The organism is Undibacterium sp. Xuan67W (assembly GCF_049340165.1).
In the GTDB taxonomy this organism is placed as follows: domain Bacteria; phylum Pseudomonadota; class Gammaproteobacteria; order Burkholderiales; family Burkholderiaceae_D; genus Undibacterium.
Genome location: NZ_JBMPPN010000021.1, coordinates 44,802 through 61,119 on the forward strand (window position 1 = coordinate 44,802; position 16,318 = coordinate 61,119).

At 50.0% G+C, this 16,318-nt stretch carries 13 protein-coding genes; 5 read left to right on the plus strand and 8 right to left on the minus strand.

Annotation, left to right across the window (positions count from 1 at the left end; translation table 11 throughout):
- The first annotated feature begins 117 nt into the window (after positions 1-117).
- Complete coding sequence (locus tag ACO0LE_RS16595; protein ID WP_422961454.1) at positions 118-1,059, plus strand: DedA family protein/thiosulfate sulfurtransferase GlpE; 942 nt, start codon at positions 118-120, stop codon at positions 1,057-1,059.
- 141 nt (positions 1,060-1,200) lie between these two features.
- Here the strand turns inward: ACO0LE_RS16595 and ribA are convergent, their stop codons facing one another.
- The 3 genes from ribA to pepN form a co-directional block, all read right to left on the minus strand.
- Complete coding sequence (gene ribA, locus ACO0LE_RS16600; RefSeq protein ID WP_422961455.1) at positions 1,201-1,833, minus strand: GTP cyclohydrolase II; 633 nt, start codon at positions 1,831-1,833, stop codon at positions 1,201-1,203.
- A gap of 314 nt (positions 1,834-2,147) precedes the next feature.
- Entirely contained in the window at positions 2,148-3,149 is a 1,002-nt protein-coding gene (locus ACO0LE_RS16605; RefSeq protein WP_422961456.1) for a class 1 fructose-bisphosphatase, read from the minus strand.
- A gap of 79 nt (positions 3,150-3,228) precedes the next feature.
- Positions 3,229-5,907 carry an aminopeptidase N gene (gene pepN, locus ACO0LE_RS16610; RefSeq protein ID WP_422961457.1) on the minus strand — a complete coding sequence of 893 codons (2,679 nt, stop codon included), beginning with the start codon at positions 5,905-5,907 and terminating at the stop codon, positions 3,229-3,231.
- Between the two features lie 373 nt (positions 5,908-6,280).
- Between pepN and ACO0LE_RS16615 the strand changes: the two genes are divergently transcribed.
- Positions 6,281-6,937, plus strand: coding sequence for a hypothetical protein (locus tag ACO0LE_RS16615; protein WP_422961458.1), 657 nt, complete (start codon positions 6,281-6,283; stop codon positions 6,935-6,937).
- Positions 6,938-6,990: 53 nt separating this feature from the next.
- On the opposite strand, the gene ACO0LE_RS16620 is transcribed toward ACO0LE_RS16615, so the two are convergent.
- The 4 genes from ACO0LE_RS16620 to ACO0LE_RS16635 form a co-directional block, all read right to left on the minus strand.
- On the minus strand, positions 6,991-9,147 hold the full coding sequence (locus ACO0LE_RS16620) for a DUF1631 family protein (protein WP_422961459.1): 2,157 nt from the start codon (positions 9,145-9,147) through the stop codon (positions 6,991-6,993).
- A gap of 93 nt (positions 9,148-9,240) precedes the next feature.
- On the minus strand, positions 9,241-9,396 hold the full coding sequence (locus ACO0LE_RS16625) for a hypothetical protein (RefSeq protein ID WP_422961460.1): 156 nt from the start codon (positions 9,394-9,396) through the stop codon (positions 9,241-9,243).
- Between the two features lie 72 nt (positions 9,397-9,468).
- Positions 9,469-10,455, minus strand: coding sequence for a quinone oxidoreductase family protein (locus ACO0LE_RS16630; RefSeq protein ID WP_422961461.1), 987 nt, complete (start codon positions 10,453-10,455; stop codon positions 9,469-9,471).
- A 67-nt stretch (positions 10,456-10,522) separates the two neighbouring features.
- A complete protein-coding gene (locus tag ACO0LE_RS16635) occupies positions 10,523-11,440 on the minus strand; it encodes a DMT family transporter (RefSeq protein WP_422961462.1) in 918 nt (305 codons plus the stop codon).
- Between the two features lie 277 nt (positions 11,441-11,717).
- On the opposite strand from ACO0LE_RS16635, the gene ACO0LE_RS16640 reads away from it, so the two are divergent.
- From ACO0LE_RS16640 to fghA, 3 genes are all read left to right on the plus strand, one after another.
- Positions 11,718-12,431: a GAF domain-containing protein gene (locus ACO0LE_RS16640; RefSeq protein WP_422961463.1), complete on the plus strand. Its 714-nt coding sequence runs from the start codon at positions 11,718-11,720 to the stop codon at positions 12,429-12,431.
- A 72-nt stretch (positions 12,432-12,503) separates the two neighbouring features.
- Positions 12,504-13,610 (plus strand): S-(hydroxymethyl)glutathione dehydrogenase/class III alcohol dehydrogenase, encoded by a 1,107-nt coding sequence (locus ACO0LE_RS16645; RefSeq protein WP_354334331.1) that lies wholly within the window; start codon positions 12,504-12,506, stop codon positions 13,608-13,610.
- Positions 13,611-13,647: 37 nt separating this feature from the next.
- A complete protein-coding gene (gene fghA / locus ACO0LE_RS16650) occupies positions 13,648-14,508 on the plus strand; it encodes an S-formylglutathione hydrolase (RefSeq protein WP_422961464.1) in 861 nt (286 codons plus the stop codon).
- A 159-nt stretch (positions 14,509-14,667) separates the two neighbouring features.
- Here fghA and ACO0LE_RS16655 read toward each other — a convergent pair whose 3' ends face one another.
- A complete protein-coding gene (locus ACO0LE_RS16655) occupies positions 14,668-16,314 on the minus strand; it encodes a helicase HerA-like C-terminal domain-containing protein (protein WP_422961465.1) in 1,647 nt (548 codons plus the stop codon).
- Positions 16,315-16,318 lie beyond the last annotated feature (4 nt).

Genomic DNA, 16,318 nt, shown 5'->3' on the forward strand with positions numbered 1-16,318 from the left:
CTGATCTCTCCTTTATCAGAGCTAATTTACCCTGCCCAAACAAAAATCTCAGACCGTCATACAATGATGTTTCACGCTTTTTGCGTCAACACAAAAGAAGTAATGTAGTGTCCCAACATGATGCAAACTCTGATACAACTCGCCCATCAATACGGCCTGATCATTGTCTTTAGCAATGTCTTGCTAATGCAATTGGGGCTGCCGATTCCGACGGTGCCGACGCTGATTGTGTCAGGCACACTGGCGGCCGATGGTCACGTGTCTCTGGCGGCCTTGCTGGCGGTAACGGTATTGGCAAGTCTGATCGGTGACACGGTGTGGTATCTGATTGGGCAACGTCACGGTTTGCGGGTCATGACTTTTTTATGTCGACTGTCGCTGTCACCGGACTCCTGCGTACGCCAGACAGAGACGCGTTTTGAACGCTGGGGATTGACAACGCTGCTGGTGGCAAAATTTATCCCTGGCCTGTCCCTGATCGTCGCGCCGATGGCGGGAGCGTTGCGCTTGCCTCGACTGGCATTTTTATTCTTTGATGCGATCGGAATATTTTTATGGGCAAGCCTGGCAATCGGCTTTGGCTGGTTATTCCATCCGGATATTGAGCTGATCAGCCGTCAGTTTATGAAACTGGGTAATGGCGCGCTGCTGATCGCCGGCATCGCTTTGCTCGCTTACATCAGCTATAAATGGTGGCAGCGCTGGCGCTTTCAGAAAATTCTGGCCATCGCCCGCATCAGCGTCAATGAGCTGGTCGACATGATGGATTCTGGTAACACACCGGTGATCGTCGATATCCGTTCACCATCGGTGCGTACTCTCGACGGAAGGCATATTCCGGGGGCAAAGCTGATTGCGCTAAATGAGTGGCAAACACTGATCCCGCATGTCAGGCCAGAGAGCGATATTGTGGTGTATTGCAATTGTCCGAACGAAGCCTCAGCAGCACAGATGGTAAAACTGTTGATGGGACGTGGCTATAAACGGGCGCGGCCATTACTTGGCGGCTTAGATGCCTGGGTAGAGGCTGGTCACGAAATCCATACCTATCCATCATGACCGCTTAGCCGAAGATAAGCTGAGGGCGTAACTGTGCGATCTGCATAATCTACTAACCTACGACCATAATGCATCAGGGGCATGAGCTGGTTTCAGATCAGGCCCCCGATGCAGTGTCAAATCAAGACCGCCCAACGTCCATCACAGTTCTGGCTGTATCAGGTGCCCTAATTTGGTTGCCTTGGTGCTGAGATAGCGCTCATTATGCGGATTACGGCGGATGATCAACGGGATGTGTTCTTTGACTGTAATTTTCAGACCTTCCATCGCGGCAATTTTGCGAGGGTTGTTCGTCATCAGTTTGAGTGAGCTGATCCCCAGATGTTTTAACATTGGATCGCATAAGCTGTAGTTGCGCAGATCTGCGGCAAAACCGAGTTGCTGATTTGCCTCGACGGTATCGGCACCCTGGTCCTGCAAGTGGTAAGCGCGTACCTTGTTCAGCAGACCAATCCCACGGCCCTCCTGACGCAGATACAGCAACACGCCGCGACCCTCTTGCGCAATTTTTTGTAATGCCATTTCTAGCTGAGGTCCGCAATCACAGCGCAAGCTAAACAAAGCATCGCCAGTCAGACATTCGGAATGTATACGCGCCAGCACTGGCTCGCCGTCTGCAACGTCACCCAAGCTTAAAGCGATATGCTCTTTGCCGGTATCCGGCTCCACAAAGGCATGCATCTGAAAAGTTGCCCAGGTCGTCGGCAAATTGCAGGACGTTACGTACTCTAATGCCTGAGCTGAAGTACTCACAGGCGTCTCAATGCTAGACATAAATTTCTCACGGATTATTCTGAATGGACTTACGCGAAATGATTTGCTTTATTACTATTTCTGTAATGATGGCGATGAACCGCATTGGCAAGAGTATAAACGACCGCGGACTTTTGCACCCTGATGGCGCACAAGCTCTAGAGCGGTTCGTCCAAATCACCTGACTTTATCTACTTACCTGTAAGATATATGGGCACATGCGGAATTTCCAAGCATACTTAGGCATCAATAAAAAAACCCACGATTTTCGTGGGTTTTTGATAAGAGAGCAGATCTGTTTTTACTTTTGCTCTTATTGAATTCTTGAAGTTGCCTTATTCCTGATGGTAACGCGTGACCAGTTCCACTTCATTTTTTGAGCCGAGAAAAACCGGCACGCGCTGATGCAGTTTTTCAGGCTGAATATCCAGCATACGCTGCTTGCCGTCGGTCGATGCGCCACCTGCCTGCTCAACGATGAAAGACATAGGATTAGCTTCGTACATCAGACGCAGTTTGCCTGGCTTATCCGGTTCACGTGCATCCGCGGGGTACATAAAGATGCCGCCGCGATTCAGAATACGGTGAACGTCCGCCACCATTGATGCAATCCAGCGCATATTAAAATCCTTACCACGCGGACCAGTCACACCAGCCTGCATCTCATTCACGTAACGGGTAACCGGGGGATGCCAGTGACGGGTATTCGAGGCATTGATCGCATATTCCTTGGTGTCTGCTGGAATCTGCATATTGCGTTGCGTCAGTACCCAAGAGCCCATTTCACGATCCAGCGTAAAGCAATTCACGCCATTACCCGTGGTGAGTACCAACACTGTTTGCGGACCATACGCGGCATAACCGGCAGCGACCTGCTTATTACCCGCTTGCATAAAGTCTTGTTCAGTCGGTGCAGCCATGCCCTCAGGTGCTTTCAATACGGAGAAAATCGTACCGATGGATACATTCACATCAATATTGCTGGAGCCATCCAGCGGGTCGAACAGCAGCATGTATTCGCCCATCGGGTAGCGATTTGGAATCGGATGAATGCTTTCCATCTCTTCCGATGCCATCGCTGCCAGATGACCGCCCCATTCGTTTGCTTCCAGCAAAATCTCATTCGACAGGATGTCTAGCTTCTTCTGTACTTCGCCCTGAATATTTTCGGTACTTGCTGTTCCCAGCACCTCGCCTAAAGCGCCCTTACCAACAGCGTGGCTGATGGTCTTGCAAGCACGTGCAACAACTTCGATCAATAGCCGCAATTCGGCAGGAATAGAATTGTTCAGGCGTTGTTCTTCAACCAGATATTGCGTGAGACTGACACGTTTCATGAGTTTCCTTTGTTATCCCGGCGGTTCATTACCTAGGATAGATTCGTCAATAAATTCATCAATAATATAACCGTCACGATTAAGAAGCCAAAGCCTTGCTGACGACTTCCAGCACATCTTTCGACAGGTTCTTGGTATCCGCAACTTTCTGCAGCGCGACCTTCATATGGGCTTGCAAATTCTTTGGATACTTCTTCCATCGATCCATGCTGCGCGCCAGACGTGCGGCGACCTGGGGGTTGATTTTATTGAGCGAGATCACCAGTTCCGCCCACAAAGCATAGGCACTGCCATCCGCCGCATGAAACCGTGATGGATTCGCATTGCAGAAGCTGAACACGAGACTACGCGCGCGATTAGGATTGTTCAGGGTGAAGGCCGGATGCTTCATCAATTCGCGGACTTTTGCCACATCCGTCGTACGCGCCGTACCTTGCAGCATGAACCATTTATCGATTACCAATGCTTCTTTTTTGAATTCTTTATAAAACTGATTCAACGCTTGCGCAGCGGACTTGGTATTTTTTACCGAGCCTGAAAAATTCGTCAACGCAGTCAATGCTGCCAAGCGATCGGTCATGTTTTCTGCCTCTGTAAATTGCGTTTTAGCCAGATCAAAAGTGGCATCATCCGGCCATTCCAGAAGATAAGAGAGGGACAGATTTTTGAGTCCGCGCTTAGCTGCAGAAACTGCATCCGGGCTGTATTTGCCCGAAGTCAGATTCTCTTCATAGGCGGTCAGGAAATCGGCTTTCAAATGCTGGGTCAGGCTAGCGCGCATGAATTTTCTGGCTTCGTGAATCGCTTGCGGATCGACGACGCTAAACTCCTCGGCAATCATCGCTTCCGAAGGCAAGGTCAGGACCAGTTCGCGGAAAGCAGGATCCAGTGTTTTGTCGTTCAATGTTTTACGTAACGCATCGACGAACATCGTATCAAGCTCCAGCGTTTCGGCTTGCTGGACTGCCTTGGTCAGTTTTACCAGACGGCGTGTTGCAAGGCGCTGCCCTGCTTCCCAACGGTTGAACGGGTCGCTGTCGTGCGCGAGCAGATGACCCAGCTCTTCGTCACTATAATTAATTTCCAGAACCACCGGCGCGGAGAAGTTACGTAAGATCGATGGCGTCGGCTGTTCTATAATTCCCGTGAAACGGAAAGTCTGGCTCGCCTTGGTCAACTCTAATACCAAGGTAGCTGGTGCATCAGTAGAACTGACACCGTCAAGCTGCAACGGCATATCCTTTCCCGCTTTATCCAGCAAACCAACCGCAACTGGAATATGGAAAGGCAGTTTTTTAGCCTGGCCAGTCACTGGCAAACTCGATTGCGTCAACGTAATGTCATAGGTCTGAGCTTCTGCATCAAATCGGGTCTCGACCTTCACACGTGGCGTACCTGACTGGCTATACCAGCGCTCAAATTGTGTCAGATCACGGCCAGATGAATCGGCCATCGCAGCGCGAAAATCATCACATTCCACCGCCTGGCCATCATGCCGCTGGAAGTACAAATCCATGCCTTTACGGAAACCGTCATGTCCCAGCAAGGTGTAGTACATGCGCACAACTTCTGCACCTTTTTCATAAATCGTGACGGTATAAAAATTATTGATTTCGACAAAGGAATCAGGACGTACCGGATGTGCCATCGGGCCGGCATCTTCAGAGAATTGCACCTGCCGCAGCAAACGCACATCTTCGATACGCTTGACAGCACGGCCAGTGGCGGTGCCAACCAGATCGGCAGAAAATTCCTGATCACGGAAGACGGTTAATCCTTCTTTCAGGGACAACTGAAACCAGTCGCGACACGTCACGCGATTACCGGTCCAGTTATGGAAATATTCGTGACCGACTACGGATTCAATACCGGCGTAATCAACGTCAGTAGCAATGCGCGGATTCGCTAGGACAAACTTGGTATTGAAAATATTCAAGCCCTTGTTTTCCATCGCCCCCATATTGAAATCGCCAGTCGCGACAATCATAAAACGATCGAGATCCAGCTCGAGGCCGAAGCGTTCTTCGTCCCAGCGTATGCTATTTTTCAGGGAGTCCATGGCATGCTGGGTCTTATCCAGATTACCGTCCTCTACCCAGACTTGTAACAAGGCTTTCCGGCCGGATTTGAGCTTGAATTTTTCTTCCTGGCAAACCAGTTTTCCGGCAACCAGTGCGAACAGATAGGACGGTTTTTTGAAAGGATCTTCCCATTTCGCGTAATGACGGCCATCGCCGAGATCCCCCTCCTCAATCAAATTGCCGTTGGACAGCAAAACTGGATATTTCTTTTTATCTGCACGCAGCATCACGGTGTATCTAGCCATGACGTCAGGGCGATCCGGGAACCAGGTGATTTTGCGGAAACCTTCTGCCTCGCATTGGGTAATAAAATTATGATTCGATGTGTACAGTCCGGACAAAGAGGTGTTCTTGACCGGCTTGATCAGTGTTTCAATTTCCAGCGTGACTTCATCAGGCGCGTTCGCGATACGTAGTATCTCACCTTCGATTTTGTAGGCGGATTTTTTCAGATTGACGCCGTTCAGGCGCAATTGCAATAATTTAAGTGATTCACCGAACAGAACAATATCTTTTTCGCTGCTATCGTGATTACGGCGCATGACCATTCGGGTAGCGACATGTGTCGCGTCCGGATCGAGATCAAAACCCATTTCAACAGTATCAACCCAATATCCGGGAGCGATGTAATCTTTGCGGAAGATTGTGACCGGTGTATCAGCAGTGTCTGTACGCATGAGTTCGAATGCCTTGTAAAAATAAAAGCGAAAAAGGGAGCGCTGGACTAGCTCAAAATTATTCTGGCAAGAGGTATCTGCAAAGACAATACAGGTGTACCGCAATCGGAGACAACTCGATCAAAACAGTTTTATGCACGTAAGTAGTCAACATAGCGCAAAGACCGGTATTTTACCAAGCTGTACAGTCAGTCTTCATCTGCTTTAGGCATAACCATAGAAAATTTGGTAAAAAATCAGATTAATTCGACTATTTGCCAAGTATTTCACTCTCTTTTTCATCTTGCTTGCGACAGGCTCGCGTGACAAAACGTAACGAGACGAACTTACTGCGGCTTATATCATCTAAAATTAAAACGAAAGGAGATTTGCGATGAAAATTACACGTCACTATTGCCTAGCTACTTTATCCCTGTGCGCCGTTCTCTTCACGACGGGATGTGCTACGACGGTGAGTAGCCGGGTCAGCGTTTTTCACGAATGGCCAGCGGAACTGAAGAATAAGAGCTTCGTCGTTGATAAATCGGAGAAGCAAGCTAACAGCCCGGAATTTAAAGCTTATGAGCAATTACTACTCGAGAAGCTAAACCAAATTGGTCTGATCGAGGCAAATTCGGCAGATGCAGCCAGTACCACCGGTGCAGCACTCTCCGTGACGATGAACTACGCTAGCAACCTAAGTGAAATCCAGTTGTCGTCCCCCTGGGATTTAGCTCTGTATGATCCATTCTGGCGCATGCATTTCAATCGGGGGATGGTTTTATACCGACGCCCTTTCTTTTACCCACGGTATTACACCGACAGCCTGCTAATGCAGGACATCAGTGTGCGCCGTTATTATCTGCATCAGCTTGAAGTGACTATCACGGATAAAGTGAGCGGTAAAAAAATGAGTGAAATCAAAGCCAGCACGGAGCAATTGAATCCCGAAATCAATACCAGCATGCATTACTTGATGGATAGCGCGTTCTTGCACTTTCCGGGCGTGAGTGGCTCGACGGTTGAGGTTGAATTACCGGCAGAAAAATAAGGAATCTCAAGTAAAAAAAGCGACTCAGGCGAGTCGCTTTTTCGTTAATCATGCTAGTCTGGAGGATCCCGTAGAGCCTCTAACAAAGCTCTGTCCACCACAGAATCCGCGACAATCTGTACGGCTTCACCGTCACGGAATTTATGCGCCAGCTCTTCGCTGGAAATTGAAAACGAGTCATGCCCCTGGCGGTTCGTAAAAATATAACGCGTCCGCTTAGGACTAACCCAGGCGAGTTTAAAGCGGGCGGTAGAGCCATTGGCGCGGGTAAAATCAATCCAGACGCCACGCTCCATCGTCTCAAGTGCCAGTGTCCATTCATCTGCCGGCTGTTCGTTCTGATCTTGTACGTGACGATTCAGACGACGCTCGCTTGCACGTTGCGCGATATTTACAGCGATTTCTAATTGCCGGCGCGGCGATAATTCTAATGGTGCACGTGCAATCGCGGCATGGCGCTCAGCCAGTTTGGAAAAGAAAATAACCCGGTCCGGCTCATCCCATTTAATCGCGTTCAGCCAGGCATTTAGTAGAGTCAGCATGGCGGGTAATTTGCTGACTAATTCTTTGCGTTCTTCGGCACTGTTCTTCGGCTTCAGGCTCCAGATCAGATCGTCCATGGTTTTGAGCGCGTTTTCCAGGGCGTTCGGCTTTTGATCCTTGACGCTATGTGCAATCGTCAGAATCCGTATCCACTGTTCTTGCAGGAAAGTTTCTAGGAAACCGGCCACCTCCCCGGTCTCAACCCGCAAAGACACATCATTCTCGGCGAACTCACGCGCCAGACGCATCTTCTCTTGTTTGAGCGCTTCTGCTACCGGCTGGGTAATGGCCTCTTCGGTTTTTTGCTCTTCTTCCTTCAGGAAGTTTTCCAAATCCGATACGACATCAGAAAACAAATCAATTTGCTGATCAAACTCTTGCTGAACCCGCTCAACAATACCCTCGATCATCTGGTACAGGGGATCTTCGCTGCTGCTATTGGTGTTCAACAAAACACTGGATTTCGCTAGGGTATCAATCAGCACACGGGCTGGATGAGAATCCTTGAAAAAGAAATCCTTGTCCATCAAGGCGACCTTGAGCGTCGGGATTTGCAACTGACCGATGAGACCCTTGATATCCTCAGGAATGCTCGGATCATTGAAGACAAAATCAAAAATCCGTGCCAGCAGCTCTATCGTATTCTGATCAATGTGGGTGAGATTGTCGGTCGGCGCCTGCTGCGATAACTGGCGCAGCGGCGAAGCGCTCATGCCACCGGCAATCGATCCAAGGTTGTCGTTCCGTTGAATGCTGGTCAGGTAATCAAAGAATTGCCTGTCAATGGTAACGGTATCGGCTTTTTCACCATAATGACCTGCATTGCTCTGGTTGCCGGTCCATGCCAGCGCATGATCCTTCCCCGTTGCCTCGGCGTTCACAGGCTGACCGGAGAATATATTCCTCAGCTTGTTGTGCAGATACGGGTCACGGTCAGCGATGTCTTCCGAACGTGCAGATTCGTTTTTTCGCTGATTTTTTTTGAATGAGTCAGTGATGTCTGGCAAGATACCTCGCGCAATCAATGCGTCGTTAACTTCGGTCAGAATTGGCTGCAATTGTAAAAACAATTGCGGTTGCATCAAGCGTAACACTAGATGATGCGATTCGGGAGTGGGGTCGAATTCCATCCACGCTTGATACACTGCATGAACAAATATTTCTGGCCTGAACGGATTCTGCGACACGCTGATCGGCGTGCGGCGCAGGACATGGCCAATACGGATATTCAGCGCAACTAATTGCTCGGCATTACTGACTTCGAGAGCCTGACACAGATTGCGCATCAGGACTTTACTTTCCATTTCCTCAAAAGTCACTAGAGAAAAATCTTGCTTCTCGTCGTCTTTTTTCGTTTTTTTGCGGGTATTGACGGTACTGACTTCTTTTGCCAGTGCCGCGTTAATCTGACCGGCGACCAAACGATAAAAGCTTGTGCCATTTCTTTTCAGCAACTGATACGACTGAAAGCTGGTGCTCGCCTCCTCAGGACGCACGGTCTGGTCCGAGATTTTGAACAAGGCTTCGCTTAATCGCGTGGAAAATGCTTCCAACTGGGAAGACACCCGGTTGGTTGCGACCGGTACCAGACTTTGTAAAATTAATAAACGGCTTGAGCTGGAGAACTCACTTTTTTTTGTTGTATTGTGAAGTGGAATGGTGTCCATCGCGTGGGTCCGTTACTGGTTTCAAGGATGGCTGCCACGATTTTTTATCGTGTCATCCATCATTGACTGAAGGCAATATACGTTTACCTTTTTTTAATTAGAGTAAATCGCTTCCGATGCAAAAGTAATAACGACGATCAACATAACCGCCAGGACAAGAACAATCAATAACCGCCCGAATTTCGGGCTACCGTCGGAGGAATCTTTGCTGATTTGCTCATGTTGTTCCTGTTGCTCTGGCGTGCTCATCGTATCTCGTCAGTAATATCTCAGATTCAGGATGTTAACAGACACGGCTCAATATGGTGGAGAAGTATTGCGTTATGGAATCAGGATAGTCGAACCTGTTGTTTTTCGCGCTTCCAGATCGCGATGTGCCTGTGCAACATCACTCAGGGCATAACGTTGCCGTATGTCAATTTTCACTTTACCGCTCTCTACCATAGAGAACAAATGCGCCGCCATTTGCTCCAGATCAGCGCGTTTGGCGGTGTAGCTCATCAGACTCGGGCGTGTAATGAACAGGGAACCCCGCGATGCCAGCTCTTGCAAGCCAAATGCCGGAACGGGTCCAGACGCACTGCCAAAACTCACCATCATGCCCAGAGGTGATAAACAGTCTAGCGAACCGGTAAATGTATCTTTGCCGATGGAATCGTATACTACCGGCACACCTTTGCTCTCGGTGATTTCCTTGACCCGCTCGACAAAATTCTCTTTGTTGTAATTGATCACATGCGTACAACCGTGCGCCTTTGCCAGCTCAGCCTTTTCGTCGGAACCAACCGTGCCAATCATATTGACACCGATCGCCCGCGCCCATTGACTGGCAATCAGGCCGACTCCGCCAGCCGCGGCATGGAACAAAATAGTCTCGCCGCCCTTGAGCGGAAAAGTCCGGTGGAACAAGTATTGCACAGTTAAACCTTGCAACATCATGCCTGCCGCAGTCTCAAAGTCGATACTGTCCGGCAGTCGCACCAGATTATCCGCCGGCATTATCCGCGCCTGGGCATAGGCGCCGTTCGGACGCCCTGCATAAGCCACTCGGTCGCCCGGCTTAACATAAGTCACTCCCTCGCCGACCGCCTCGACAACACCCGATGCCTCCATCCCCAACCCAGCAGGCAGAGGCTGAGGATACAAGCCGGTACGGAAGTACACATCAATAAAATTCAGACCACAAGCGGCGTGTCGAACGAGTGCTTCTCCGGGGCCGGGTTGCCCCAGCGTCACATCAACAAATTCCATGACCTCTGGTCCGCCGGTTTGCTGAATTCTGATTGCCTTGCTTGTCGATGTGCTCATGGTCGCTTCCGCTGGTTAAAATGAATGAAGAATGAATGAAGAATGGATGAAGGATAGACTGCTCACGCTATTTTTTAATCGATAACAGATACATCCCGCCAATGACTAATACCGTCCCCGCCAGTTGCCAGCTGGTGATCGGTTCGTTTAAGAAAAACGCACCGAGGAATAAGGTAGATACCGGCCCTATCATGCCCGCTTGGGACGCGGTCGGTGCGCCGATCCGCTGCACAGCGATCATCGTTAGAAACACCGGTAACACGGTACAAAAAATCGCATTTACCAGCGATAGCCAATATACCGCAGAAGGCTGTACCAGCATGCCAACCGGACGCAATACAAAAAACTGACCGATGCAGGCAACGCTAGACACACACATCGCATACGAAACCAGCCGTAAAGTCCCGAGCCGCACCACCAGCTGGCCCGACTGTATAAGGTATAGGGCATAAGAAATCGCAGCGCCAAGAACCAAGGCCGCTCCCAGCATCACATCAGCACCGCCAAATTGCAGATCATGTAAAAACACTAGCACGATTCCCAGATACGACACGCCTAGGGCCGCCCACTCGATAGGGCTAACTTTCCGCTTTAAAAAGAATACTGAGATTAGCAAAACAAATGAAGGCGTCAAAAACAGGATCAGCCGCTCCAGCCCCGCCATAATGTATTGCAAACCTAAAAAATCTAGGAAGCTTGACAAGTAATAACCGATCAGACCAAGGCCAACCAGACGCCAGCGATCTGCCACCGTCAGGGCTCCGCCCTTATGCGCCTGCCAGATCGCAATCGCTGCAAATACCGGCAATGAAAACAGCATGCGAAATGTAATCAAAGTCACCGCATCAACGTGATATCGATAGATCAGTTTTGCGACAATCGCCTTAGTGGAAAATAAAACTGCGCCAGTGATGGCAATGGTTAAACCGATCAGATACTGGCGTCGATCATGGGCACTGCGTTGGGGAGTAAGCGAGGTAGTCATGCCAAATATTGTAAAGGCATATGCGATTACGCGTACGCATAGCAAATACACCTTGCCTACTAACGGCGAATGGGTGACAGAATCAATCAAGGTAAAAAAGATCGTACTCACTATATGCTGTGGAATATCGCATTCACAAAGCTGTGCTGAGCAAACAACGCCCCGTCCGGAAAAAGCGGGGCATTAGCTTCCATGATTTTTCAGCGGTCAGCCTGCTAGCACGTTGATATGAGACATCTGATAAACTGGAACGCTCTTCAGATACTCGGAAAGACCAATGTCAATCGCATTTTTTATGGTAAACAGCGGCATCGATCAAGCACAATTACCGCCTGATTTTGCGACGCAAATTTCCAGCTACCAAGAACAATTGCAGCAGTTCATTGAATCAACAAAGCAAACGACGCAAGTTCAGTGGCAATATCAGGTGCCAGAACTGGGTGAAGGCGGATCATGCTCTTTGTTTGACCAGCTATCGTCAACACCATATGATTTGGCCGCCCGCCTAGGCGGACAAACGGCTGACAATCTGCGGCTGTTGCAACAAGTGACGGCGCTGGTCAAGTTTTATCAGCAACAGAGTGGCAGTCAGTGGTTTGGCGTTTATAAAAAAATTGATCAAAAAATCGACCATACAGATACAGGGTCAGACGGTAATGCTGTGTTGGTGAAACTAGCCTACTTTGGTGCCGCATCACGTGCCGAATTTCCACTCACGCCCGAATTTGCTGCCATCAGTAATAACAGCACCGTCGGCATCAGTGGCAAAGGCCGGATTATCAATAACGTCAGCGCCTATCTTGCGACTGGCGGCGAGTATTACACCTGCGATCCTAAAGTGCAGGCAGAAGCATGCTTACCAATATTGGCAGCAGATGGTCGCGTGCTGGGGATTATCGATTCAGAAGCATTCACACAGAATATTTTTACCGGCGCAGAGCTCGCCTTGCTCGTCGCAGTAGCTACCAGTTTGTCTAGCATCCTCAGCTAAAATTACAGCTAGCTTGTAGCCGTTCTAACCTATTACAGTTCTACTTATCACCTATCACGACAAAGGACAGACATGAAAACCAAAGCAGCAGTCGCATGGCAAGCCGGCAAACCGCTAACAATTGAAGAAGTTGAACTGGGCGGCCCAAGAGCAGGTGAAGTCCTAGTCGAGATCAAGGCTACCGGCATTTGCCACACCGATTACTACACTCTGTCTGGTGCCGATCCTGAAGGCATTTTCCCGGCTATTCTGGGGCATGAGGGCGCAGGCGTCGTGGTCGATGTCGGCCCCGGTGTTAAGAGTTTGAAAAAAGATGATCATGTGATCCCGCTCTATACGCCTGAGTGCCGTGAATGCAAATTTTGCCTCTCACAAAAAACCAATCTCTGTCAGGCAATCCGCAGCACCCAAGGTCGCGGCCTGATGCCAGATGCGACTAGCCGCTTCTCATTAGACGGCAAGCCGCTGTATCACTATATGGGAACATCGACTTTCTCTAATTACATCGTGGTGCCAGAAATCGCTCTGGCAAAAATCCGCGAAGATGCCCCTTTTGATAAAGTCTGCTACATCGGTTGCGGCGTCACTACCGGCGTCGGCGCTGTGTTGTTCACGGCTAAAGTCGAAGCCGGTGCCAACGTAGTCGTCTTCGGTCTTGGCGGTATCGGTTTGAACGTTATTCAGGCAGCGCGCATGGTCGGCGCAAATAAAATTATCGGTGTCGATATCAATCCAGCTCGTGAAGCAATGGCACGTAAATTCGGTATGACACACTTCGTCAATCCGACCGAAGTCGGTAACGTCGTCGACGCGATTATCGGCCTGACCGATGGCGGCTCAGACTATAGCTTCGAATGTATCGGCAACACTACGACGATGCGTCAGTCACTGGAATCTAGTCACAAAGGCTGGGGCCAGTCGATCATCATTGGAGTTGCCGCAGCGGGACAAGAAATTAGTACACGCCCATTCCAGCTGGTCACCGGTCGTGTCTGGAAAGGCTCTGCATTCGGCGGTGCACGCGGCCGCACTGACGTACCAAAAATCGTTGACTGGTACATGGAGGGCAAACTCAACATCGACGATCTGATTACACACAAGCTGCCGTTAGAACGCATCAACGAAGGCTTTGACTTGATGAAGAGCGGAGAATCGATTCGCTCCGTTGTTGAATTCTAAGCTAACTCATTCTAAGTCAACTAAAACTGGAGCCAAGATGACCGCCGCCGCTTTAGAAACAATCAGCGAGCACGCCTGCTACGGCGGCGTGCAAGGTTTTTATCGTCACGAGTCTAGCGAGATCGGATTGCCGATGCGGTTTTCGGTGTTCCAGCCACCACAAGCCAAAGAGCGTGCAGTCCCCGTCTTGTTCTATCTGGCGGGACTCACCTGTAACGAAGAAACCTTCATGATCAAAGCCGGTGCGCAAAGACTGGCGGCAGAACTCGGCATCATGCTAGTCGCACCAGATACCAGCCCACGCGGTGCGGCTATCTCAGGCGACAGCGATAGCTGGGATTTCGGTGTCGCTGCCGGTTTTTATCTCGATGCGACGCAAGCACCATGGGAAAAACATTACCGCATGTATTCCTATGTGGTGCATGAATTGCGCCACAAAATCCTGAAAAATTTCGCAGCACAGGCAGACCGGATCGGGATCTTTGGTCACTCCATGGGTGGCCATGGCGCCCTCACACTGGCACTGCGCAACCGGGACATTTACCGCTCAGTCTCCGCCTTTGCACCGATTGCAGCGCCGACCAAATGTCCCTGGGGACAGAAGGCATTCAACGGGTATCTGGGAGCTGATCAAAGCACCTGGCTCGATTACGATGCATCGATCCTGATGGCAAACACCAGCACGCCTTTTCCTCACGGGATTTTGATTGACCAGGGACTCGGCGATAAATTTTTAGCTGAGCAATTACTACCCCACGAATTCGAAGTCGCCTGTGCAACAGCGAACCAGCCTCTGACTTTGCGACGTCATGAGGGCTATGATCACGGCTACTACTTCATCACAAGTTTTATCGAGGATCATTTACGGTTTCATGCGGCGATTTTGAATGCAGCATAAAAAACAAGACATCTTTTCTCTTGATTTAAAAATTGAATCCGCAATGTTGGTGCGCCTTTTACGACGAAATACGTCCAGAAGGCGCGTCAGTATTGCGGATTGCATGGATTAATATGAAGAAAATTTTATAGCGGTGCATCCTGCTAATTGAAAATCATTTCATTTTTTCTTCAAAATTGACCCGAGCACACCGCGAATAATCTCACGGCCAACCTGTGATCCGATAGTTCGCACTGCCGATTTGACCATGGTCTCTGCGACGTTATCGCGACGACGTATGCCTCCGCTACCACCGAGCAGATTGCCGAATACGCTTTTCAGCGTGTCGCTGATACCGCCCTCTTCCTGAGATTGCTGTTGAGACTGCTCCTGCGTTTGCGCTTGTCGCTGCGAGGGGATCGTTGGCACTGACTCCGTGGGCGTGCGGCTTGATGCAGTAGTCCCGCCAGAATTACCCCAGCCATCGCCGATACCACCAGAGTGATCGGTCGCTGGTGCGCTTTGCGGCTCATTTTGCGATTGAGTACTGGCGACTCTGCCTTTGAGTTTTTCGTAGGCAGAATCACGATCTATCGTTGTTTCGTAGACGCCAGCAACAATCGAAGTCGCCATAATTTGCTGGCGCTCTTCAGGTGAAATCGCACCGATCTGCGATGCCGGCGGCAGGATAAAACCGCGCTGGACAATGTTTGGCCGACCTTTTTCATCCAGAAAAGAAATCAATGCCTCACCCACACCCAGCTCACTGATGACCTGCGCCGTATCAAGATCGGGATTGGGGCGGAAAGTTTCTGCCGCTGCCTGCACGGCTTTCTGATCGCGTGGTGTGTAGGCGCGTAAAGCATGTTGCACACGATTGCCAAGCTGCCCCAGTACGGTATCTGGAATATCGAGCGGATTTTGCGTGACGAAATACACGCCCACACCTTTAGAGCGGATCAGGCGGACGACTTGTTCGATTTTTTGCAGTAAGACTTTGGGCGCTTCGTCGAACAATAAATGCGCTTCGTCAAAGAAGAACACCATCTTAGGCTGATCAAGATCCCCGACTTCTGGCAGATGCTCATACAACTCAGACAGCATCCACAGCAAGAAGGTCGAATATAAACGCGGCGATTGCAGCAACTGGTCGGCGGCGAGGATATTCACAATACCTTTGCCGCTGGCATCGGTTTGCAGCATATCGTCCAAATTCAGCATGGGCTCACCAAAGAATTGCTCACCGCCCTGCTCTGAGATCGCCAGCAGACCGCGCTGTATTGCACCGATGCTAGCCGCGGAGATATTGCCGTATTCGGTCTGGAACTCACTCGCGTTGTCGCCCAGATGCTGCAACATAGCGCGCAAATCCTTGGAATCAAGCAAGAGCAAGCCGTTATCATCGGCAATTTTAAAGGCGAGCTGCAATACGCCTTCCTGAGTGTCATTCAGGTTCAGCATGCGTCCTAACATCAGCGGTCCAAGATCAGAAATTGTCGCGCGTACGGGATGACCTTGTTTGCCGAATACATCCCAGAACGTTACCGGGCAAGGCCTCCAGTCAGGTGCAGCTATCCCAAGTTGCTCACAGCGCTGCTGGATTTTGGGACCAGATTGCCCTGGGTACGCCATGCCGGACAGATCGCCCTTTACGTCGGCCATGAAAACCGGCACGCCGATATCCGAGAATGCCTGCGCCATCACTTGCAGTGTCACCGTCTTACCGGTACCGGTTGCCCCGGTGATACAGCCGTGGCGGTTCGCCCAATCTGACAGTAAATGCAGTTCCTGCGCTTGATTTTTTGCAATAAACAGTGGTTTTGACATGGTT

Bases quoted from the DNA above. Each gene is read 5' to 3' on its own strand.
- ACO0LE_RS16595 (WP_422961454.1), top strand. From the start codon at position 118: ATGATGCAAACTCTGATACAACTCGCCCATCAATACGGCCTGATCATT.
- ACO0LE_RS16630 (WP_422961461.1), bottom strand. From the start codon at position 10,455: ATGAGCACATCGACAAGCAAGGCAATCAGAATTCAGCAAACCGGCGGA.
- ACO0LE_RS16620 (WP_422961459.1), bottom strand. From the start codon at position 9,147: ATGGACACCATTCCACTTCACAATACAACAAAAAAAAGTGAGTTCTCC.
- ACO0LE_RS16635 (WP_422961462.1), bottom strand. From the start codon at position 11,440: ATGACTACCTCGCTTACTCCCCAACGCAGTGCCCATGATCGACGCCAG.
- ACO0LE_RS16645 (WP_354334331.1), top strand. From the start codon at position 12,504: ATGAAAACCAAAGCAGCAGTCGCATGGCAAGCCGGCAAACCGCTAACA.
- pepN (WP_422961457.1), bottom strand. From the start codon at position 5,907: ATGCGTACAGACACTGCTGATACACCGGTCACAATCTTCCGCAAAGAT.
- ACO0LE_RS16615 (WP_422961458.1), top strand. From the start codon at position 6,281: ATGAAAATTACACGTCACTATTGCCTAGCTACTTTATCCCTGTGCGCC.
- fghA (WP_422961464.1), top strand. From the start codon at position 13,648: ATGACCGCCGCCGCTTTAGAAACAATCAGCGAGCACGCCTGCTACGGC.
- ACO0LE_RS16625 (WP_422961460.1), bottom strand. From the start codon at position 9,396: ATGAGCACGCCAGAGCAACAGGAACAACATGAGCAAATCAGCAAAGAT.
- ACO0LE_RS16605 (WP_422961456.1), bottom strand. From the start codon at position 3,149: ATGAAACGTGTCAGTCTCACGCAATATCTGGTTGAAGAACAACGCCTG.
- ACO0LE_RS16655 (WP_422961465.1), bottom strand. From the start codon at position 16,314: ATGTCAAAACCACTGTTTATTGCAAAAAATCAAGCGCAGGAACTGCAT.
- ACO0LE_RS16640 (WP_422961463.1), top strand. From the start codon at position 11,718: ATGTCAATCGCATTTTTTATGGTAAACAGCGGCATCGATCAAGCACAA.
- ribA (WP_422961455.1), bottom strand. From the start codon at position 1,833: ATGTCTAGCATTGAGACGCCTGTGAGTACTTCAGCTCAGGCATTAGAG.